Here is a 22385-nt window from a genome sequence, read left to right on the forward strand (position 1 = left end):
AACCCCTGCTTATTTGACGAGGCTGGTGGCCTGCGCAGGAGTTTTTTGCCTTGGTTCATGGTTATTGCCCCTATGGAATACTTTGTGCCTCAGCAGTCGGTAGTGCGCGCCATCTGGGGCAAGGCCGATACGGTGCTGTTTATCTTTGCGGGCGCGGCGGCAGAGTTTGCCCTGAATAAGGCCGTAGACTGGCTGTACTTTACCGGGCGCCTGCCCGCCGACCCATTGGCCCGCTTGTTTTCTACCGTGGCATACGCCCGGCAGATTGTGTTTGCCGAGCGCGCTGGCGCAGAACGGGCTATAGATACCATTGCCGCCATACATAGTGCCGTGGAAGCCAGACGCGGCATGGCCATACCCGACTGGGCCTACCGAGACGTACTGTTCATGCTGATTGATTATTCCATCCGCTCGTTTGAAGTGCTGGAACGCCCGCTGACAACCGCTGAGAAGGAGGACGTCTTTGACGTGTTCACCCGGGTAGGCCAGCGTATGGGTATCCAGGGCCTGCCAACTGCTTACACTGATTGGCTAATAGCCCGGCAGCAGCACCTGGCTTCGGACCTGGAAAACAGCGGCTTTACGATGGACCTGTATCAGCAATACCGGAGGCATCTGGGGCCCTTGCGGTATTGGCTCCTGCTGCAGGCGCAACGCTTGGTGGTGCCCGCTACGGTAATCCAATTGCTTCACCTCAGCCCTCGCTCCTGGATAACTCCACTACTGCCTTTGTACCGCCAGACGCAACACCTACGCGTGGGCCGGTGGGCAAAAGCAGCCTTACTGCCCCCAGCCTATAAAGCCAGAATTCTGGCCCTGGATAATGAGCCAGCGCACTTTCACTCACCCGCCGAAGCGGAAACGGCCAAAAGATAAGCCCGACTATTTTCATTGCCGGGCAAAGCTTTTTATGCTAGGAACTACAGGAAAGTGTAGCGCTACCAGGTTTGAATCGGGCCCACTCCGGCCGCTTGGCTGCCAGGTCGTTGTGCTCAGGCTGCTCTGCGAAAGGGTTTTTCAGGACCTCCATTAGCCGTTTGAGCTTCGATAAATCCCCTGACTCGGCCGCCTCTATAGCTTCCTGCGCCAGGTAGTTGCGCAGTACGTACTTGGGGTTTGCGGCCAGCATTCCTTTCTGAATAGTTTCTCCGGAGGCAGTTTCCTGCCGCAGCCGTTGTGTATAGCGGCGCAGCCAAGCCATCATGGCTTCATGAATGGCCGTGGGTTCTGGGATATAGGAGGCCTTTTCAATCAGCTCCCGGAAAAGCGGTTCTTCATCCAACGCACTGGCGTGCAAGGCGGGGGCCAAATGGGAAAGCTGACGAAAGAACAACGTCATATCCATTTCTGAGGTGGTCAGCGCCTGGTGCATATCTTCTAGCAGAGCATCATCCTCTGGTTGGGTCACGGAAGTAAGCCCCAGCTTGCGGCGCATCATTTCCTGTTGCGTAGCCGTGAAAGTGGCCCGGTAATGCTCCAGCGCCTGATTCAACTTTGCTATATCGGGCACCAATGGCGTTAAAGCCCGACCCAGCTGTACCAGGTTCCACAGGGCCACCTGAGGCTGCTGGGCAAAAGCGTAGCGGTGGTGGCTGAAGTCGGTAGTGTTAGGCGTCCAGGTGGGGTCATAGGGTTCCAGCCAGCCGTAAGGGCCATAGTCAATGGTAAGCCCCAGAATGGACATGTTATCCGTGTTCATGACGCCATGGACAAACCCTACCGACATCCAGTGCGCCACCATAACAGCGGTGCGGCGGCACACTTCCTCAAACCACTGCACATATACCGTTGCCGATGGCTGTCCCAACTCTGGGTAGAAATGGCGAATGATGTAGTCAGCCAGTGCCCGCAGATTGTCCAGCTCATTAGCGGCCGTCATCATCTGAAAATTGCCGAACCGCACGAACGTAGGCGCCACCCGGGCTACAATAGCGCCCGGCTCGGGCTGGGGGTTGCCGTTGTAAAACATGTCCCGCACTACCAGGTCGCCGGTGCTGACCAGGCTGAGCGCCCGCGTGGTGGGCACGCCCAGCGCGTGCATGGCCTCGCTGCACAGGAACTCCCGTACGGAGGAGCGCAACACGGCCCGGCCATCGGCCCGGCGCGAGTATGGTGTGGGGCCGGCGCCCTTCAACTGGATTTCCCAGGTAGCACCATCCCCGGCCGTGATTTCACCCAAGGATATAGCCCGGCCGTCGCCGAGCTGCCCGGCCCAGTTGCCAAACTGATGCCCCCCATAGCGCGCCGCGAAGGGTTTCATGCTGTCGGTTACCAGGTTGCCGGCTAGTGCATCTACTGCCGGACCCTGCTCGGGCGGGCGGCTTAATCCTAAAAAGGCGGCCAGTTCCTCCGACCACGCTAGTAGCCGCGGTTCACACACCGGCGTGGGCTTCACTTGTGAATAGCAGTACCCGGGTACTTGTCGGGGTTTGGTATCAGCGGATATTTCACCGGAAAGCTCCTCCACAAAGGAGTTTTGAAACAGGACCTGATCAAACTGAGCATCACTCTGAGGCATAATCAAGAATAAACAAACTTAAAAAACACATTCTACAGGTTAAACTCCGGTTTTGGTGCTTTTGATTCCGGCCCTTCCGGGTGCAATGTGTATTTCACTCTTTACCTGGCTGGTATTTACCCATTGTCTTGCTCTTCATTATAAAAAAGCCCTTCTGCAGATACAGAAGGGCTTTTTAACGAAATGGGAAAGCTTAGTTTGATTTTACCAGCTTGTGCGTGGAGTGCAGCAACTGGCCATCCAGCACCAGCAAGTAGCTACCTTGCGGCAGCTGACTCAGATCCAGCTCACGGGAAGCAGGCACAATGGTGCGGTACACCTCGCGGCCTACCAGGTCCGTGATGATGGCCTGCACTACGCCGTTGGTGGCTGGCACCTCCACATGCAGCACCTGCTGCACGGGGTTGGGGTAAATACCTGCTTGCAGCTGGCGGCCCTGCACCGTACGTACCACGGAGAGGTGCGCAGAACCATCCTGATCCAACTGGCGAAGACGGTAATAGCCCAGGCCGCTGAGCGGCTTGATATCTACAAACTGGTAGCTGGTGAGGGAAGTGGCGTTGCCCTGGGCTGCTACCTTACTAATAGCCTGGAAGGTAAGCCCATCAGCAGAACGCTCGATTAGGAAGGAGGCGCTGTTTCGCTCTGAGGCGGTGCTCCATTTAACTTGCACGGCAGCTCCCTGGCGCTCGGCGGTAAAGGCTGTCAGCTCTACCGGCAGGGGGTTGAAACCCCCTATCTTATTAGCCAGGGCGAAGATGACCGGGGTGGCAAAGCTTTCGGAAAACAGATCGGAAGTAATAGAACCGGCCGGAGTAGCCGTACCACCCGTGACAGGCCCGATGTTGGCGTAGGCATTAGCACTATTATTTGCCGATTTCGCTACCCGCAGGGTGGCGGGCTCCACTACATCATCATCATTGCCATAGCTCAGGGTAGCCTGGGCAGCGCTGGCATCAGGGCCGCTGAGACGCGTCACCCGGAAGTACCGCACCCGGGAAGTACGGTTCAGCTCGGAGCCGGTAGCGAACGAGGAACCATTGGGAGTGGCTTCGTTCACCATTTCAGCACTAAGCACCGTAGCAGAAACCGTATTAAGCAGGCCCAGGGTAAAGGGCCGGTAAATTCCGTCCCGGCCGATGCCAAAGGTTAAAGTAGCGCCACCTGCTTGAAATACGCGGGCCAGAGGGCCTTCCACAAAGCTGTTGGCATTTCCCTTATTCGTTTGGGCACTACTTCCAACCGTAACTAGGTTGGCAGAGGAAGTAAGCAGGCGGCCGTTTAGCAGGTTGAGTTGGCTCTGAATATATGACTTGCCTACCGCCTGGATATTGGTAGTGGCACCAGTCAGCGTCACATCATAGTAGTTGCCGGCCAGCAGGTTGTAGGTATCATTCGTAAATACAGGCCGGCCTACGGTAGCGCCCCAACCCGTGCCAACGCGCAAGCCATCTACCGTAATGCTCTGACTGGCATTGTACTGACGCAGGGCTATACCCGCTGGGTTTTGCTCCGTGGTAAAGGCCGTTCCACCACTGCCGGTAAAATCAGCCGTAACGGTAGCTGTGTTGGCGGAGCTGATGGGCTCGGTAGTCGGTACGCCGGCATCGAACACAAACAGCTTAATCACATCATCAAGAGTGCCCGGCTTCTTGGTATACTTCACTACCAGCAGGTAGCTGCTGCCGGCCGTGTAGTTAACAACCTCATTGTTTGCATTGGTAGCATATACTATTTGTGCGCTATTTACCACTGTGCCATTAAAGCTGATACCCACATTGAAAGTATTGGGTACCGAACCATTTTTAAGGTGAATTCGGCCGGTATAGCTCGTGTAGAGGGAAGACGGGCTAAGCGCAAAAAAGTATTCGTTGTTTACCCCCACATTATTCACCTGCACCAGCAACGAGGTATACATGTCACCAGTAGTAAAGCTGCGCCCTATCAGCTTCAGGGCATCTTCGCCGGAGTTGGAAACATTGGCGGCATAGCTACCGCTGGGTAGCGCGCCATACTCGGCATAGCTGAGGCTGGCCGCGCTGGTCACAATAGAATTGGTAGAGCCGGAAATTACAACCCAGCCGTTGTCCGTGAGTTTGGCACTGGGGCCATAGTTGAAACTTTCCTCCATAACCAGCTCGCCCGGGCCACCAGTTGGGAGCACCGTGGTGGTACTGGTATTGCCGGTAAAGCCCGGAGTAAGGAAGTTGACCGTGTTGCCGCTGCCATTATATTCATATAAGGCAAAGTAATAGGCCGTGCCAGCAGTCAGATTGGTGACCGTGATGGACGCGCTATTGCCGCTATACACTACATAATTACCGGGCTGCGTAACATCTCCGGCGCCAAAACGGGCGCTGGCCTTATAGGCTACTCCATCCTGCGGATCACCATTCACGGCTGATGCCTCCCGAACTACCAGCAGCCGGCGCGTACCGCTACCCGCTACTAGGTTTACCTGAATAGTGCTGCCGGATACTGTTCCAAAAGTAAAGAGGCCCTGGGTTTTTGGCTCAGCAACAAGCGACGGGTTAGGAGCAACCGTACCATTCACTGTTACCGGCGCGCCCAAAGCACCCGAGAAGTTTTCAATCGTTCCATTCACCGTTCCTGCACCCTGATTACCTTTCAGGCGCACATAAACGTATCGGTCCAGGTCGCCGGCAGCACTGGCTGTCAGGCTTAACTTGGTTGTGTAAGGGCCACCGCTGGTAGCTGAAATTTCATAGCCAACGGCTGTGGTAGTGCTTACGCTCTGGGTCAGGTTGGCTCCTACCAGATGGTAGGACTGCTCGGCTGAAGCAGCCGGCGCGGTAGCAGAAAATGTGAGGGTAGCGGGCGTAGCGGTCAGCGTGGGAGAAGCTATGCGCTTACCCGTGAGCGATACCATCTGGTCGCTAAGTCCCGGATAGCTGTTGGTAATAGTACCATTAACCGGATTGGCTACTGCCCCTGCTTTTAGGCGTACAAATATCCGCTTGGCAGTATTCAGGTTTACCCCGGGTTGTGAAATAGAAGCTTGAGGCGTGGTATTTACCGTGTCAAGTGTTATTTCATAACCACTTGATGCCGTGATGGTAACGTTGTCGATGGATTGCAGGTTATTTCCATTGAAGCTATACCAGTGATAAGCGGAAGGTCTTGAATCCGTAGCCGTGAAGACTTTGCCTGATTCCGGTAAGGAGGTTGGCGTAACAGTAAAGGACGGAACACCCGCAGTTGTAAACTGCTTAGAGGTAGTATAGGTAGTACCCCTACTGTTCGTAGCATATGCTGCGAAATAGTATGTGGTATTTGCCGTAAGGCCAGAGATGCTTGACGTAAACGCGCCAGTGCCTGAACCTACCGGAACATTGATGGATGATCCATCAGCCATACGAGGATTAGTAGTGGTATTATATACGAACCCTCGTTCCGTCACCGGGCTTCCTCCATCTGCAGTAACCGTACCACTCAAGGTTGCACTTGTATAGCGAACGAAAGTAGCTGAGTTGGAAGTGATAGATGGAGAAATATTTGAAGAGGTTGAGTTTCTAGGCGTAACAGTTGATGGAGTTGACGCAAAATCAGAATTGTTTTCATCTGTATCTGTTGCGCCATTATTGATACGGATATCTGATTTCGTTGCACTGGGCGCTGGTGCTGGGCCCGTGCCTTCATATTCAGAAGCCGCACTACCATATCCTATGAAATCAATAACCCTTGTATCAGATTTGCCTGAAATAGAAGTTATTCCATTTACTAGGGCAATTTTACCCTCGGTAGCACTCATCCCAAATGCACCTGTTGCATCAGGCGTTGGGAGTGCAGTTCCATTTGCCCCACCAGCTAATTGTATAAGATAATACTTACCAGGCTTAATAATTCCCGATAATGAAACTGAAGCTGAAGAAGCCACACCTATAGTGCCAAAAGCACCGGCAGCAGTAGCATATTGTATTGTGTAGCCAGATAGGTTTACATCTGATGAACTGAGATTGTACAACTCTACAAAGTCATTAGTATAAGGTGCACCAGAATTACCACCCCCACCATACACCTGGCTGATGACAACTGTAGACGACCCAACACTCCACCCCAACATAGGCAGCAAAAGCAACCAAAGTGTCAAAAAAAAGCCCCTGACAGGTGGCGGGGGCACAAAAGAGAATGAAGTAGAAGTTGTTTGCATAAGGGGGTGTATGAGAAGTTAAGAGAGGTGCGCAGTACTTGGATTACAAAGATAGAGTTGAACTACAGGACTATACCCTTCAACACCTAAGAAAATTCCAGCGTACATTTATTTCCATAAAAAAAGGCCACCTAGTTTCCCAGGCAGCCTTTTTTTATGAACTACGAATCTTTATTGCTTTACAATCTTCTGAGTAAAGCGCTGACCACCGTTCACCACTGTTACCACATAGATGCCGGGCTTCAGGCTGTTCATATCCAGACGGCCTTCCGTGGAAAGCGTCTTGGTGAATTGAACGCGGCCGGTCAGGTCAGCTACCGTAACCACGGCACCTTTCACGTTGCCGGGCAGCTGAATTGTCAGCTGGTCGCGCACCGGGTTAGGATACATGGCCACTACGCCATTGCCGGTGTTGTTAACGGTAGCAACGCCCGAATAAGCGAATTTACCATCCGTATCAACCTGCTTCAGGCGGTAGTATGAAGTACCAACCAAAGGCTGTGCATCAATAGCAGCATACTCATGGCGGGTAGTAGTATTACCCTGGCCAGCTACCGACTGCAGCTTCTGGAAGCTGACACCATCTGCGGAACGCTCGACTTCAAACGCTTTGCTGTTCTTCTCCGAAGCCGTAGCCCAGTTCAGATCCACCCGCTTGTTGTTCAGTTTAGCGGTGAAGCTGGCCAATTGAACAGGCAGAATTACTGGGTTGCCGGGAATTATCTTGCCAGGAATTGGCGAGAAGTCTGTAGGCGTTTTGAAGTTATATGCAACACCGTTAATGGCATTCTGACCGGGGTTGTTGGCATTGTAGTCAAACACATACACGTAGTAAGTTTTGGCTGCATCCAAACCTGTGAACGTAGCAACAGTTCCTGAGCCGCTTGCTACAACATAGAAGCCTGGGCTAATTTGGTCGCCTGTCTGGTAACCATTGGCGCCTGGGTTATAGGCAATACCATCTTTAGGGTTATCCTGGGGAGGAAGCAACGTTGATTTTTCGCTAACTACTACCAAGCGGAATCGGCCAAAACCATTTGCTTCGTAAGAGTCGCCATCGTAAGCGGGAATGTATGTTACAGTGGCGCCGGTGAAATCAGTGCTGCGTACAGCGCTGTACTCTGTTTGCTTGGTAGGCTCAATGGCCAAAGCCGAGCCTTTCAAACGGTCGTCCAGCACTTTGTAGATCTGGTTACCATTTGAATCCGTGGTGTACAGTTCTGTACTCTTATAACGTATTTCAGCTACTGGCAAACCAACTCGGGTAGGTACGAAGCGAACGTATATTTTTCTATCTACAGAGTAGGTAGTAGCGCTTGGCTGTACATCAATGAAGGTATGGAAGTCATCCTCAGCACCCGTTAGTGAAATTTCAAACTGCTGCTTGTTTGTAGTATTATAATTAGCAGGATCTTCATCCGGAGAAACTGAAATACGGATGATTTCACGTGCCCGCAAGGCCGTCAGTGTCAATTCCCGAATTTCCGATTTCTGATTAATGACGATTGGAGTTTTAAACTCGAGAAGTGAAGCAGGAGTTATGCTCAGGAAAGGGCGGCTATTACCAACTACTGTTACGTTTACAGTGGTAGCAGGCTGACTTACATGGCTAATATCCCGGCTTTCCAAGTCAGCAACTGTTGGCAGGTAACGCACATATACGCGAGTAGGGGCAACTGCTCCTGCTGCGTTAGGCGTCAATGAGAAGGACTTGAAGCCATTTGAAGCAACATCCTGCGTGAAGAGCGAATCAAGTGCAATCTGGAAGTTGTTTGGAGCTGTAATAAGAATCGGGCGCACTAGGAATTCACCCGTCACCTTATAAGAGCGTGACTCGGAAGCCTGGCCAGGTACAGTAGAGAAGATTGGGAGCTTGCTGGCACCCAAAGCTGTAACCGACGATTGAGCTGAAGTACCGTTTGCGAAGGGGTTGTTCGCCCGAATATTCACCAACTGCACCAAAGCAGTATTATTCACGGTAACCGTAATGTTATGATTGAAGACTCCTGCTGGAACTGCGCGCAGGCGAACTTCGATGGTGGTTTCAGGAACCTGGCCATTTACAGGAGCAATAGTCAGCTTACCAGTAAAGAGAGTATTGCTGTCCTTTATACGAAACTGGATGCTGCTATTATCCCGCACCAGTTTAATAGAGTCAGTTGCGGTCAGATTGCCACCACCAACGGTGAAGAACAGTGACTGTGCCGAGCCGGTGCCCGAAACAGTGCCAAAATCCAGTGTAGTGGGCGAAACAGACAGGTAAGGCTGGTTATTCGGCAGCGCTTTACCATTGAGGGCAGAACTCTGGCTTTGTGCGCCGCTGGAAGAAATCGTTAATACCCCATTCCGATCATTCGGACTAGAAACAGTTGGTTTGAAGCGAACCGAGATAGTAGTATTTACAGTAGCGCTATTCGCGCTGTTCAAAGTGAGGGTAGATCCATACACGCCCGTAGAAGGATTGAGGATCTGGAACTCCGTAGAATTAGAGGTAACCGTGATGGCACCCGTCAGGTTCTGGCCCGCCACATCAAAAGTCTTGTCGCTGGAAACCTCCCCTACGCGGGTATCAGCGAAAGTAAAAGCACTAGGATTGATGCTTAAAAGTGGTGCCGGGGCAAGGCCCGTACCAGAAAGAGCAAAAGATTTGCTGGCTGTACCAGAAGTAAGAACTAAGCTACCACTATAAGTTTTAGCTACAGTTGGCGCAAATCGAACAATAACATCCTGACCGCCACCAGAAGTATTAGCAACCGGTACTGTTAGAGTAGTTACGAAAGTTGTGCCATCTAAGCTTACTTGAAAGCCATCGGGCACAGTTACTGTAACGTCCTGAGTTAAACTTGAACCCTTTACAGTAACAATAATATCATCCCCATTTACATCCAGTGTTGTTGTTTGCCCAATCTGGGTTGTGGCAAAGGGCCCTGTGCTAGTAATACCAGAAGTATTAAGCTTCTGCGCCTGCACCAGAGAAGGCAACGCAAATAAGGTCAGGAAGAACATCCACAAAGCAGCCCATTGGACTGGCTTTTGGGTACGCATGTATGTGTGTTTCATATAAAAAAGGAAAGTGCAGAATGAAAGGTTTTTAGTATCAATGGATTATTGACTTCTACCGCTCGAGCCAACAGGTGAATTTACGGGCAAACCAACTTCTCGTTGTTTGATTTTTTATACATATTTTATAAATATTTCAACCAACCCCAAGTCCAACAATTCGTTTAAGAATTGGACGCAATTTCGCATATTTCATGCCAATAACCTGAATCTGAAGCAAAAAAATGCAAGGAATCTAAACTTTTAAAGGCTACGGTATGCGTGAGACACACTTTGGCTTGCAGACAGTGAAGAAGCCGCAAAAGTTCCTGCTACTCCAAATATTCAAATAATTGCATTTAACATAGTTTATCTATAGCCCTCCGAATTCTCTTATTTGCACTCATTCTGTATGCTATATATTTCATCCAATATATTACCTGCTGTTTTTTGTAGCCATGTTTATATAACCTATTTATAATCAAATATTTTACGCAAAATTTTTCTTTTTGGTTTGGCTTTCTAAAGGAGAAATGCGAGTTGATGAGCCTCTAAGCTACCCTCACAGTACCTAACAAAGCACTCCATCCCGAAGCAAAAAGCTAAGCTGGCTTTTCGCTTCGGGATGGAGTGCTTTATTGTACCCCTACTGTTCTATGTTACTTCCAATCCGGATGGTCAGCATTATCGAAGAGCTTGGTGCGGCCGGAACCTTCTTCTTCACTGCCTACAGTCCATACTTCGGGTGGGGTCTGGCCATCATTGGCCTGGTTCACGAAAATAATGGAGGCGCCATCAGGCGAGAAGCGCGGCTCTATGTCGTTGGTGCCTGCTTGCTTGCCGCCGGAGAGGTCCACTAAGCCGGTGCCGTTCAGCTTCATCTTATAAATATGGGCATTCAACTGCCTGCCCGCGTTGGATTCAAACCCGGCTACATCATGGGTGTATAGCATTTCCGTCCCGTCGATACTGAAGGAAGGCGAATCGACGCGGCCGGCCAGGTTTTTGACCACGAGACGGGGGTTAGTTCCATCGGCATTATAAAGGTATATCTCCGAATCATAAGGCTTGGCGCCAATAGTTTGCACCAGTAGCTGATTGCCCTGCACGGTCCAGTCGCACTGGCGGAAGTGGCGGCCGGCGGGGGCCGTTGCCAGTAGCGTGAGGCCGGTACCGTCGCGGTTGATGCGGTACAGTTGGTCGTAGTGACTATAGAGCAGTTGGGCCCCATCCGGCGACCAGCAATAGCCGATGCCGCTGTTCTGGTAGCCTTCTACTGAGAGCATGGTAATGCGGCGTTGCCCGGAACCATCCCGGTTCATGGTGTAGAGCTGGTACTGGCCGGTTTCGTTGGAGGTGTAGGCTATTTTGTCGCGGGTGGGACTAATCTGGGGGGCGGTTTCGGTGAAAGCGGCGGTAGTCAGGCGCTGCAAAGTGCTACCATCGGCGTTGGCGGAGTATATATCGGTGTTGCCATCTACTGTTCGGGCAAAGACGTAGCGGTTTAGCGGGAAAGAAGCCGTTCGGAACGACCAGACCTCGCTGCGGGCCGTCAGGCCGTCCTGGTCACGGGCCGTAATCTGCCAGAAGTAAGCGGTATTATACTTGAGATTCTTGACGGTATAAAACGTGTCGCGGATAGAGGATGCGAGGATATTACGGTCGGTGGAATTGCCTTCGTACAACAACACATCATAGCGCAGACTGTCGCCTTTGTCGGGGTCTTTGCCCTGCCAGCGGAGCGTGAGCGAAACCGGCTGATCAACGGCACCGGAAGCTGGCGAGGGATTAAAGGGCGCATTAGGGCCCTGGTTAGATACAGAATGCTCCAGCGCCAGAGTGACATCTGTAAGCTGCTCCTCTCCTACCGTGATGCTACTGGTTTCTCCCTTGTACCCCACTTTGTGGGCTGAAATGGAATACTTGCCGGCCGCAATATTGGGCAGCGAAAAGCGGCCTTCCTCATCGGTGGCAAAAGAAGTGGTGGCGGGATTGGTGGTAATAATAACATTGGCCAGCGGCGAATTGTCGTTCGCATCTAATACCACGCCCTCAACTGAGCCATATAATATAGGAGTAACCGTGTCTTCCTTGCAGCCCGATAGCAACAATACAACAAGCAGGAGCCATAGCCAGGGTTGCCGGCCAGGGAGAAAACGAAGCATGAACATAGGGCGGACGGTGGGAGGAGGAAGCAGGCAAAGGCCGTTGATCAGGCCTTAGCGCCCGGCGGAGGCGGGAGAATAGCGAAGCGAATCATCGGAGAGGGGTGCTCCCTGGTCATCGAGCAGGCGCAGCCACACCTGGTAGGCATCCTGGGGGCCGGCCATAATAGTGGTTTTGGAAAGGATAATATCCTGCTCAGCTGGCACCAGCATGCGCCCGGCCTGGGCATTGTGAGAAGAGCCGGCAGAACCCCGCCGGTCGGTGCGCAGCTCGTAGCGCACCCACACCGGCACCGGGCTGGCATTGTGGCAATGGCCCAGAATAACCAGAAACTTGCCTTCCTTACGCATTTCAACTTTTGCTTCGCAGGAAGCAGGATTTGAATTGCCGTTGCGGCGCGGTATTGGCGTACCCAGTATTGGCTGAAAAAGAACTCCGAATGCTGCCAGTGGTAAAACAGAAAGTCTCATAGTTAATAGAAGTAGTAAATACAGAATTCAGAAAATCATACGGGTACTCAGGCCCGGCAAAGCGTCATCCTGAGGGTAGAGTCATCAGGGCGCGGCCTGTCCCTGCACAATGGTCATGCGGATGCCATTGCCGCGTTGGTGCACCTCGTAGCCCCGGGTGGTATTGGAGGTTTCTACCTGGCGCAGCTCATTGCCAACGCCATCCTGCTGAATTACATAGCGCTGGTCGTTGCCCTGCACCTGCTGCTGCACCAGATTATCTTCGCCGTTCTGCTGAATCAGGCTTTCCAGGTTTTCGCCGCGCAGCGCAGATTCTGCTATGTTTCCCGTACCGCGCTGCTGCACGGTAGTGCGCAACCCATTACCCTGCTGACTTACCTGGGTAATATTGGCAGCACCTGCCTGCTCAATCATCACCAGATTAGAGGCACCACCAGTACCCTGGAGCTGCATGGCGCTTGCCTGATTAGAAGCACCACGTTGCAGGATAATTGCCTGGTCCTGAGCGGATGCTGGCAGCGTAGGCCCTACCGATATAGTAGTTATATCCTGGGCCAGCCGCTGCTCCATCCTAGCAGCATCCTGCGCCCTGGCTGTGAGAAAGAAAGCCGGTAGGATAAGCCCCAGCATAAAAAGGAGTACTCTAACAGAGATTTTCATAGCGTAGAAGCGCGAAACGAGCCTGAGGCTGGTGCTTTTAAGTAAAATATAACAAGATTATGTTGCTTTTATCAAATTCATATTGATTCGTTTACTGAGTTGAGTTTACAATTATCCTCTTATAAAACCAAATTATTAATGAATTAATTATAAATAGGCGGTATAAATATGCGTTCCAGCATCAACAGAAGCAGATTGGAAAGGCTATGCTTATAGGTAGGTCTGACTCACTTTAGCTGCGTAGTTATTGCTTTGTTGCAGCCCTTAGCGTGTTCCACAGATCCTTGTCTGTAATTAAGCTGCTACGCTTACTTAAGTGGTTCTGACTGGCAATGCTCCCACTTCTGTCTTTATAAAGAGGAGCCTGGTTATGTTTATTATAATAATGGAGGACATGGGTCATAAAAAGACTATCCTGCCGCACACAAGTAAGTGCGGCAGGATAGTCTTTTCACGCTTGAGTTTGGAAAAAATCCAGGGTACTACCGGTGGGCTGGGGTAACCCCGGCGGGCTTGCCGTTACCCACCTGTTATACCATACTCAGAAGCAGGGCCGCCTAAGGGTGGTCCTGATGTACTATGGCCGAGTTGCCGTTGCCTACCTGCAGCACGGTGCTTATCTGGCCATAAGAGCCCTGCTTGGTAATGGCGCTGTTGCCATCACCCAGCTGCATCTGGGTAGCATAGTGGGAGCCATCATCATCCTGATCAATGTTGGCATAGTTATCATCACCGGCTTGCACCTGAGCAGCAAAGTTCTCATCCCCTTCCTGGTCAATTTTTGCCGAGTTCCGGTTGCCACTCTGCAGCTGTACGGCCCAGTTCAAATCACCACTCTGAGCAATTGAAGCTGAGTTGCGGTTGCCTTCCTGGTACTGAACGGCATAGTTGCCCCCACCCGACTGCTCTACCGTAGCCTCGTTGCGGTATCCGTACTGATACTGCTCCGAGCTATTCAGCAGGCCGTACTGCGTAGAGGAAGCCTCATTATGGCCGCCAGATTGCTCCTGATAAGCACTATTTAGCAGACCTACCTGCTCTACTGATGCTTCGTTGCGGTGCCCCTCCTGATTTTGCTCAGAATAGTTACCTAAGCCCAGCTGAGTAGCTTCGGCCTCGTTACGCCGGCCAATCTGGTCCTGATACGCCGTGTTGGCTACCCCAACCTGCAGAATGGCAGCACTGTTGCGCCGGCCTTCCTGCATTTGAGATGCCTCGTTTTCTTCGCCGAGTTGAACAATGTACGCTTCATTATGACGACCATATTGTGCCTGGGAAGCTTTGTTATCATCTCCTCCCTGGCCTATAAATGCTTCATTTCGATAACCTGCCTGATCGACGGTGGCCTCGTTCATATCACCAACCTGCTCAACAGCACTCATATTCTGCTGGGCAAAGGCTCCTCCGGCCGTAAATACTAAAGCAACAATTAGATTTAGCTTTTTCATCGTTTGTTTTGTTTTGGGTAGACTCAGATAGAAAGAAAAGGACTATTCCCTCCGGAGGAATAGTCCAAATATATATTGTTAAAGTTATTATACAAGCAGCATTTACTTTTTTAATATTATTTTTTATTTGTTTTATCATAACAATGTTTTACTTCTTCTGATTTGCTTGACTTTTTACCCGATTTAAGGTTCCGCCGATATAGAAAGTGACGCCCCCCATGGCTCCCCAGTAGTAGTCATTATACTTTCCCTGTTTGGTATCATCCAGATTATCAGACAGTACGTAGTGGGAGTTAAGCACAGCACTCAGACCTATCCTATTCGTGAGCATATATTCCATGCCCACGCCGGCCACCAGATGCGGCAAATAGTCAGATCCTTTGCTAATGGTGCGTCTCTCCAGGCCTTCTTTCACAATAAATCCGCCGCCGGCCAGCAGGTAAGGCGTGTATTTGTCGCGCGGGAGCAAGCGGTATAAGCCACATAGCTCGGCGTGGTAAAAGGTTTGCTGGTAATAGTTGGCGGCGGCCAGCTGGCTTAGGCCAATGTTGACGGCTAGGGAGAACTTGTTATCCAGAGGGCCAGTGTAGCGCAGGGTTACTTCAGCGCCGGGGCGGGTAACCGCACCTTTATAGTCGCCGGCGTAGTGCTGCCCACCGGCCAGCAGCCCCACACCCAGGTGGCCGCGCCGGTCAGAGAGGGTACGGTCCAGAAAGTCGATGTTCAGATTTTCCTTTTTCTCGTTCAGGTAGGCCTTCAGGGCCGGGCCATTCTGGTCTTCGGGGTTGCGCGTGGTCCAGAGGCCTTCATGAATGCCTTCCAGAATCAGAGATTGTACGGACTTCTCAATGGCATCTTTCACCGCCATTTCGGTGGGCTCATTGTACGTAAAGCCGGTTTCGGTTTCCAGCAGGCGCTTAAACTTAACAAACCGGAACAAGCTGGCATCTACCTGCTGCGAGAGAATGGTTTTAGTGGTGTACACCGTTTTCAGAATCTTCCCATTGCTGGTAGAAATAGCGCGCAGATACACTGTTACCCGGTCCTGGCGGTACTGCCCGGAGGCGCCGGCCCCAAAGTAGCGCAGGCCGGCCCCACCGGTTATCACATTGGCATCATAGGATATAATGCCGCCTTCCAGCAGCACGCCCGCAAACAGCAGGGGCGGCAGTAGTGGCTGTTGCTGTTTGCCACCGCCCTGGTCGGAGTATTCCGCCCGGCTGGAGCGGATGATCTTCCGCTCGTTGAGCAGGTTGCCCAGGTTTTCCCGCTCAATAGGATCAAACCACTGCGACTCTTCCAGCGCGCGCAGCAGAATTGAGGTGGCCCCCTGCGTTAAGGCCGTAGAAAAGCTGGAGCCGTTGGCCGAGGGCTTATACTGCCCCGTCTGGTCCCGAAACTTATACACGGCCACTACCACCCGCTGCTGGGCAGCAGGCAGGGATTTAAAATCACTGTTGGCACGCAGCTCGGCCCCCAGCCGGGCCGGCGTAGAGGCAAAGGGCTGATGAAAATAAGGCGCACAGCTCGCCAGCAAGCCCACCCCGACCATCAGGCCAGCGCGCAGCCACTGCATTAGAGAAGCCATATAAAAGGAGAAAGGATAGGGTTTAATAGAAAGGAATAACCACCGTGGTCTGGTCGCCGGTGCCCGTGTCGGTTACCTGCACCGAAACACCATCGGAGCTGGGGGCTACCACAATTTCATACACCCCAATAATGTAAGTGCCTTCCTGTAGCTCCGACTCGCCAAACTGGGAGGCCACCAGCTTGCGCGCCAGGTTGCTGAGAATCTGCTGGTTCAGGTTTTCCTCGAAGTCCTTGAGCGGGTCGCGCTCAAAGCCCTTTTTCAGGTCCTTGTCTTCCAGCTTGTTCTGCGACTGGGCCGAGCTCAGCAGCCAGGAATAGTTAAAAGTATTGCCGCCCCCAAAGGCGGGGTTCTTGGGTTCATAAACCAAATCCTGCGCCTGCGCCAACTGTTGGCAACCCAGAAAAAGCACTGCACCCACCAGCCATAAGCGCCACGTAAAGAAGGTTTTCATACGATAGAAGTTATAGTGTCAGAAAGAATTCCCTTAGTAAATGCCGTTGCCCACCTGGTCGGCGTGCTCTTCCAGCTGGCTTTGGGTCAGCAACTGATTGATTAGAAACTCCTGCGCCACAGCTACGGCACTAAAGGCACTGGCCTCTATCTGGTCGAACTTAGGCTGAATGGGCATTTCCATGATATCGGTATCATTAATCTGTACTGATATCATGGCCCCCAGGCCTCGGGAAGGTTTCTCCCGAATCACCACCATAAAATCATTGGCCCCCGCCGGCGCCTCCCACTGCGCATAGAAAACGTCGTAGAAATCGTGGCCAATTTTGCTGATGGTCTGATCGACTACCATGCTGCCTACTTCCAGACCGGCCATGCGTTTGGCGTTGGTGCTATCGGCAGGCAAATGCTGCTCCCGCCTGGTGGCCGGGGATTCTTTGGGCGTAGCGGGCAGCTTTTCCTGCGCCAGCACCGGGAGTTGGAGGCACAGCAACCCCGCCAGGCAGCCCAGGGCCATGGTCCAGGGGCGCCACCAGAGAGGTGGGAGTATTGGCTTGGTAACTTTAGTAGTAGATCTGGCCATAGGTAGTAGTGATATATGCAAAAAACCCTTCTGCCCGTAATGGAGCAAAAGCAATAAATTCAACTACTTCAACAGAGGCAAGTAGCTTACTCAGCCAACCTCTTCAGCCCTTAAACCTACTTATTTATGATAATATTACAAATTAATTTTGGTATTATTATATTAATACAACTAATGTCTTGATAACAGTGAATTAGGTCAACCTTCCATTAATAAAATGCAATAAATAAGTTATTTATTGATAACGTTGATATTTCTATCTTATCAGATAATCTGTTAAAATTGATATGTATAAAGTTTTTATTACATTATACATCACTATGATAATATTCTAAGCAAGTTATATTCTCTTCGAATGGCTTTAAAGAAGATAAAAGCAATAGCGCCTTTGCTTTGAAGTAAGAGTTGAGGTAAGGAACTACTTCAACGTGCAGTTTGTCCAATGCCAAAGCCCTATAGTACAAACGTATTTGGTTAATCGAAATCCCAATCCAAGCTTCCTCATACCAGTGTTGATGCAAGGTTATTAAATCACTCCTTTTTATATATCATTTATTCTATTTATTATAATAAGTTTAATAAAATTTGTAGCTTTAGTCATCCACTTGTTTCCACCCATTTTTCCCCAATTCATTCTAGTAGTATGAAGTTAAAATCACTTACTCTTGCGCTACTCTGTGGCGGCCTCGGTTTTGCAACCGTTTCCTGTGATAAAGAAGATGTGGCGGCAACACCCACCCCACAAGCAGGCCTGAAAGCTGGCGCTTCCAGCCAGATGCTGATTGGCGCTGGTAACCTGAAGCTGGATAAAGGCACCCTGGCCGAATCTAAGTTTGATTGTTCCTTTGGCGCCTTTGGTAACCCCGTACTTGCCCCGGCCAATGTAGCGGCAAGCCCCTGCGGCCCAACCCCTTTCAACTATGCCATAAACCCGTATGTTCGGGAATTTGGCGACCTGGAATGGGAGTGGTATGATTTGATGGCGACGCTAAGCCAGTATTATATGTACTTTGATACCTCTGCCCAATACTTTGGGGCAGATGGTAGCCTGACAAATTTTGCGGCGAAGCACCAGCGGAATCTGGAGTCTTTCTGGAATATGCCCGATGAAGTAACGGTGAAGGGGCAGCACACCAGCACCCTGCAAAACCGGGATGCCATAGCTACCGTGTATATCAATGCCACTACCCTCACTAAAGCGGAGGCGTATGAAAACGCGGATTACCTTATCGAAAACGTAATTAAGCCCAGCGCTGCCTTCCAGGCCACTCCGCTGCTTTCTTTCGACGGCTTTGCCACTACGGATAACATGATTGTTATTGGCGATGGTATTGTGCAGGTAATGAACGATGCCGGGGTCGATAGAAACGTCACTTTTGCGGGTATTCTCGGCCATGAGTGGGCCCACCAGGTGCAGTTTAACAACTACACTGCGTGGTATGGCAAGCGCGTAAATACGTCTGAGCAAACTCGGAAGACGGAGCTGGAAGCCGACGTATTCTCCAGCTACTACCTTACCCACAAACGGGGTGCTACCTATAACTGGAAAAGCGCCGCAGAATTCTTCGAGTTGTTTTATAATATCGGCGACTGCAGCTTTATTTCTACCGGCCATCACGGTACTCCAAACCAGCGGCTGGCGGCGTCTCGCCTGGGCTGGATCATTGCTCAGGAAACCAAGCCAATGGGCCACATCCTGTCAGCAAACCAGGTGCACACCCTGTTTATCACGGCGCTCAATAATATCCTCGAAAACAAGATTGACAGCTCTACTGCATTTGCCAGCCTGAAGGATGCCCAGCTGAAAGCTGTATATGGAAATGTACTCAAGCACGAGCAGGAGCTTAAGAGCATTATGAACGGTGAGCTTTCACAGGAAGCTATAGAGAATCTGTAACCTCTTCCTCACCTTACTCCAAACAAAACGACCCGCTCTGGCGGGTCGTTTTGTTTGGAGTAAGGCGTGTTCCTACTGTATAAAGGTTTTACTCCCACAGCGGATAATGCTCCAGCTGCACCTCCTGCCCAAAGAAAATCCGGGTGCTCTGTTCAAAGGAGCTGGTGAAGTCCGAGACATAGAAATGATGGGCCGGAATTCCCGTCCCGGCTTTGGCAGCCAGGTGGTTTTCCTTCAGGTAGTGCCGCACGTGCTCCGCTACCACATCAGAAGCATCCAGCACGTCTACTTTTCCCTGATAGAATTCGGCTATCTGCTCCTTAATCAGCGGGTAATGGGTGCAGGCCAGCACCAGGGCCTCTACATTTTCCAGCACGGGGTTGGTGAGATACGTGCGGATGATGTTATCGGAAATGGTATTGTTAAAGAATCCTTCCTCAATCATGGGTGCCAGCAGCGGCGTGGCTAACGAATGTAGCTCAACGCCAGCGTCCAGGTCGTCTAGCTTTTTGCGGTAAACGTTGCTGTTCACCGTTTGCTTGGTGCCAATGAGTCCTACGCTGCAGCCGGCATACGTGGCCGCTACGTGGGCTACTATGGGGTCTATTACGTTCAGGACGCGGGCTTTGCTGCCCACATATTCCCGCACCAGTTCATAAGCCGCCGCCGAGGCCGAGTTGCAGGCTATCAGAATGACTTTGCAATGCTGCTTCAGCAGCAAGTCACAGATTTTGACAGAGTAGGCCTGAATGGCGGCCGTGCTTTTGTCGCCGTAGGGCAGGTGGGCCGTGTCGCCGAAGTATACCAGCCGCTCGTGCGGCAATACCCGGTTTACTGCCCGGGCCACGGTGAGCCCGCCAATTCCGCTGTCAAAAATCCCGATGGGACGGGTGCTGAGGTCGGGAGCAGATGATGCCATAGGGGCGCAAGGTAGCGCTTTTCAGTGGGTGGGGCTCATCTAAAACTGCCGGCACAATGCTGGTATTTTTAGCAAAATACTATCTTAGCCCACCATTCCATTCGAAATTCTGTACATGAGTACCATCCTGGAAGAAATTGACCGCGCCATGGCCGCCTTCGATTCCAATCTTGGGCGCCCCATTGCTATTGAGCTGGGCGAGCGGAAATACACACAGCTTGTACTTGATGTGGCTTACCTGCACCGGGACGGTGGCGAGCTGACCACCAACACCGGCCGCCCTTTGGCCTACAAGGGCCTGGAGATTCTGCGGGACGAGCTGAATATGGACCGGGTGCAGGTGATTTAAATGGTGAAATGGTGAAGTGATGAAATGGTGAGTAGGGTTTTCGAATGTTGCTAACTGCGCAATCAGAACGCCAAAACTCACCATTTCACCATTTCACAATTTCACCTCGCGTACCTTTGCAGCATGAATCTGCTTTCTGCTGAGAACCTCTCCAAAAATTACGCCGACCGGTGGCTGTTTAAAGACTTAAACTTTGGCCTGCAACAGGGCCAGCGGGTGGCCTTCGTGGGCATCAATGGCACCGGCAAAACCACGCTGATGCGCATTCTGGCGGGCCTGGAAGCGCCTGATACCGGCCTGGTAAGCACCCGCAAAGGCATCCGGGTAACGTACCTGGGCCAGCAGCCTGTGTTTGATGAATCCCTGACCGTAGAAGAAACCATCTTCGCCAGCCAGAACGACACACTGAAGGCCATTCAGGAATACGAGCACGTCGTAAACGACCCTGACCATAAATCCGACGACCTTCAGCGCGTGCTGGAGCGCATGGATTCCCTCAACGCCTGGGATTACGAGGCGCAGGTGCAGCAAATTCTGGCCCGGCTGGGTATTCTGGGCGAGTTGCTCACGCGCAACGTCAGCCAGCTTTCGGGCGGGCAGCGCAAGCGCGTGGCCCTGGCCCGCGTGCTCATTGAGGAGCCCGACGTACTACTGCTGGACGAACCCACCAACCATCTGGACCTGGCCACCATTGAGTGGCTGGAAAACCGCCTGTCCTCCCCCACCCTCACCCTGCTGATGGTGACCCACGACCGGTATTTCCTGGACAAGGTGGCCAACGAAATTGTGGAGCTGGACAAAGGCAACATGTACCGCTACCAGGGCAACTACGCCTACTTCGTGGAGAAAAAGGCTGACCGCGAAATGCGCGAAGCCACCGAAGTGGAAAAGGCCCGGCAGCTGTTTAAAAAGGAGCTGGACTGGATGCGCCGCATGCCCCAGGCCCGTGGCACCAAGCAAAAAGCCCGCATCGACGCCTTCTACGTAACCAAGGAAAAGGCCAGCACCAACCTGAGCAAGCAGCAGATTGAGCTGAGCGTGAAAACCACCCGCCAGGGCGGCAAAATCATCGAAGCCAGCCACCTGAACAAGAAGTTTGGGGATAATGTGGTACTGGATGATTTCAGCTACGTGTTCAAAAAGAAGGACCGCATTGGCCTGGTAGGGCCCAACGGCGCCGGCAAATCTACGCTCCTGAACATGCTCACGGGCAAGCTGCAGCCCGACTCCGGCACTATTGACGTGGGGCAGACCACAGTGTTTGGCTACTACACGCAAACAGAGCTGGAGTTCGACCCCGAGCAGCGCGTGATTGATATTGTAAAGGAAGTGGCCGAGGTGGTGGAGCTTGCCAACGGCGACGTACTCACGGCCAGTCAGTTCCTGAACCTGTTCCTGTTCCCGCCGGCCCAGCAGTACACGCTGGTCAGCAAGCTGAGCGGGGGCGAAAAGCGCCGTTTGCAGCTGCTGCGGGTGCTCATCAAAAACCCCAACTTCCTGATTCTTGACGAGCCAACCAACGACCTGGACCTGGCCACCCTCAACATTCTGGAAGACTTCCTGCTGCACTTCACCGGCTGCCTGCTCATCGTGAGTCACGACCGGTACTTCCTCGACCACCTGGCCGAGCACCTGTTTGTGCTGGAGCCCGGCGGAGCGGTTCTGAACTTCCCCGGCAACTACACCGACTACCGCGAGTGGCTGGCCGAAAAGGAGGCTGATGAGGCCCGGGAAGCCCAGAAACCCCAGAAAGCCGTGGCTGCCCCCGCGCCCAAGCCGGTAGCTGTAGCTACCGTAGAAGCAGCTCCGGCTAAGCGCAAAGCCACTTTCACTGAGAAAAAAGAGTACGATACCCTGGAAAAAGAATTGGGCCAGTTGGAAACGCAAAAGCAGCAGCTCATTGAAAAGCTGAACTCCGGCGCCGGCTCCCACCAGGAGCTAGCCGATTGGGCGGCCCAACTAAAGCGCACCGATGCGGAGCTGGATGCCAAAGGCGAACGGTGGTTGGAATTAGCCGATCTGCTGTAAGTCTAGCTCAGCTACTGAAACACAAAAGGCCGCTGCGGATGCAGCGGCCTTTTGTGTTAAGAAAGCAGTCCAAACGGGGTAAAGACGCAATATTTT

The 22385-nt window shown here is 52.0% G+C and carries 16 protein-coding genes and 2 pseudogenes; 5 read left to right on the top strand and 13 right to left on the bottom strand.

Annotated features, from left to right (window positions below; genetic code table 11):
* Window positions 1-57: 57 nt before the first annotated feature.
* Window positions 58-876, top strand: coding sequence for an oxygenase MpaB family protein (locus PK28_RS12095; RefSeq protein ID WP_316931936.1), 819 nt, complete (start codon window positions 58-60; stop codon window positions 874-876).
* 37 nt (window positions 877-913) lie between these two features.
* Here the strand turns inward: PK28_RS12095 and PK28_RS12100 are convergent, their stop codons facing one another.
* Both PK28_RS12100 and PK28_RS19075 read right to left on the bottom strand, forming a co-directional pair.
* A complete protein-coding gene (locus tag PK28_RS12100) occupies window positions 914-2518 on the bottom strand; it encodes a protein adenylyltransferase SelO (protein WP_044516984.1) in 1605 nt (534 codons plus the stop codon).
* 193 nt (window positions 2519-2711) lie between these two features.
* Entirely contained in the window at window positions 2712-5408 is a 2697-nt protein-coding gene (locus tag PK28_RS19075) for a T9SS type A sorting domain-containing protein (RefSeq protein ID WP_048825950.1), read from the bottom strand.
* Window positions 5409-6015: 607 nt separating this feature from the next.
* On the opposite strand from PK28_RS19075, the gene PK28_RS20965 reads away from it, so the two are divergent.
* The gene (locus PK28_RS20965; protein WP_231576148.1) at window positions 6016-6363 is read left to right on the top strand and encodes a hypothetical protein; all 348 of its coding nucleotides are present in this window, start codon (window positions 6016-6018) and stop codon (window positions 6361-6363) included.
* Here PK28_RS20965 and PK28_RS21335 read toward each other — a convergent pair.
* The 10 genes and pseudogenes from PK28_RS21335 to PK28_RS12155 form a co-directional block, all read right to left on the bottom strand.
* Window positions 6258-6689 (bottom strand): annotated as a pseudogene (locus PK28_RS21335) (lamin tail domain-containing protein); the annotation flags it as partial. The gene PK28_RS20965 and the pseudogene PK28_RS21335 overlap by 106 nt on opposite strands.
* A gap of 171 nt (window positions 6690-6860) precedes the next feature.
* Window positions 6861-9749, bottom strand: coding sequence for a T9SS type A sorting domain-containing protein (locus PK28_RS20150; protein WP_082017086.1), 2889 nt, complete (start codon window positions 9747-9749; stop codon window positions 6861-6863).
* 638 nt (window positions 9750-10387) lie between these two features.
* Complete coding sequence (locus tag PK28_RS12120; RefSeq protein WP_197070409.1) at window positions 10388-11893, bottom strand: carboxypeptidase-like regulatory domain-containing protein; 1506 nt, start codon at window positions 11891-11893, stop codon at window positions 10388-10390.
* A gap of 54 nt (window positions 11894-11947) precedes the next feature.
* Window positions 11948-12364, bottom strand: coding sequence for a curli-like amyloid fiber formation chaperone CsgH (gene csgH / locus PK28_RS12125; protein ID WP_156126367.1), 417 nt, complete (start codon window positions 12362-12364; stop codon window positions 11948-11950).
* An 84-nt stretch (window positions 12365-12448) separates the two neighbouring features.
* The gene (locus tag PK28_RS19085; RefSeq protein ID WP_156126368.1) at window positions 12449-13024 is read right to left on the bottom strand and encodes a hypothetical protein; all 576 of its coding nucleotides are present in this window, start codon (window positions 13022-13024) and stop codon (window positions 12449-12451) included.
* A 557-nt stretch (window positions 13025-13581) separates the two neighbouring features.
* The gene (locus PK28_RS12140; RefSeq protein WP_048825956.1) at window positions 13582-14229 is read right to left on the bottom strand and encodes a hypothetical protein; all 648 of its coding nucleotides are present in this window, start codon (window positions 14227-14229) and stop codon (window positions 13582-13584) included.
* Window positions 14230-14337: 108 nt separating this feature from the next.
* Window positions 14338-14472 (bottom strand): annotated as a pseudogene (locus PK28_RS21340) (hypothetical protein); the annotation flags it as partial.
* 148 nt (window positions 14473-14620) lie between these two features.
* A complete protein-coding gene (locus PK28_RS12145; RefSeq protein WP_156126369.1) occupies window positions 14621-16060 on the bottom strand; it encodes a CsgG/HfaB family protein in 1440 nt (479 codons plus the stop codon).
* Between the two features lie 22 nt (window positions 16061-16082).
* Window positions 16083-16514: a curli production assembly/transport component CsgF gene (locus tag PK28_RS12150; protein ID WP_044514193.1), complete on the bottom strand. Its 432-nt coding sequence runs from the start codon at window positions 16512-16514 to the stop codon at window positions 16083-16085.
* Window positions 16515-16547: 33 nt separating this feature from the next.
* Window positions 16548-17096: a CsgE family curli-type amyloid fiber assembly protein gene (locus PK28_RS12155; RefSeq protein ID WP_082017088.1), complete on the bottom strand. Its 549-nt coding sequence runs from the start codon at window positions 17094-17096 to the stop codon at window positions 16548-16550.
* A gap of 643 nt (window positions 17097-17739) precedes the next feature.
* Here PK28_RS12155 and PK28_RS12160 point away from each other — a divergent pair.
* On the top strand, window positions 17740-18993 hold the full coding sequence (locus PK28_RS12160) for a hypothetical protein (protein WP_156126370.1): 1254 nt from the start codon (window positions 17740-17742) through the stop codon (window positions 18991-18993).
* A gap of 88 nt (window positions 18994-19081) precedes the next feature.
* Here the strand turns inward: PK28_RS12160 and murI are convergent, their stop codons facing one another.
* Window positions 19082-19912 carry a glutamate racemase gene (gene murI, locus PK28_RS12165; protein WP_044514198.1) on the bottom strand — a complete coding sequence of 277 codons (831 nt, stop codon included), beginning with the start codon at window positions 19910-19912 and terminating at the stop codon, window positions 19082-19084.
* 115 nt (window positions 19913-20027) lie between these two features.
* Between murI and PK28_RS12170 the strand changes: the two genes are divergently transcribed.
* Both PK28_RS12170 and PK28_RS12175 read left to right on the top strand, forming a co-directional pair.
* The gene (locus tag PK28_RS12170; protein ID WP_044514200.1) at window positions 20028-20261 is read left to right on the top strand and encodes a hypothetical protein; all 234 of its coding nucleotides are present in this window, start codon (window positions 20028-20030) and stop codon (window positions 20259-20261) included.
* Between the two features lie 123 nt (window positions 20262-20384).
* Window positions 20385-22289 carry an ATP-binding cassette domain-containing protein gene (locus tag PK28_RS12175; protein WP_044514202.1) on the top strand — a complete coding sequence of 635 codons (1905 nt, stop codon included), beginning with the start codon at window positions 20385-20387 and terminating at the stop codon, window positions 22287-22289.
* The last annotated feature ends 96 nt before the right edge of the window (window positions 22290-22385 follow it).

This window comes from Hymenobacter sp. DG25B (assembly GCF_000801315.1).
Taxonomy (GTDB): domain Bacteria; phylum Bacteroidota; class Bacteroidia; order Cytophagales; family Hymenobacteraceae; genus Hymenobacter.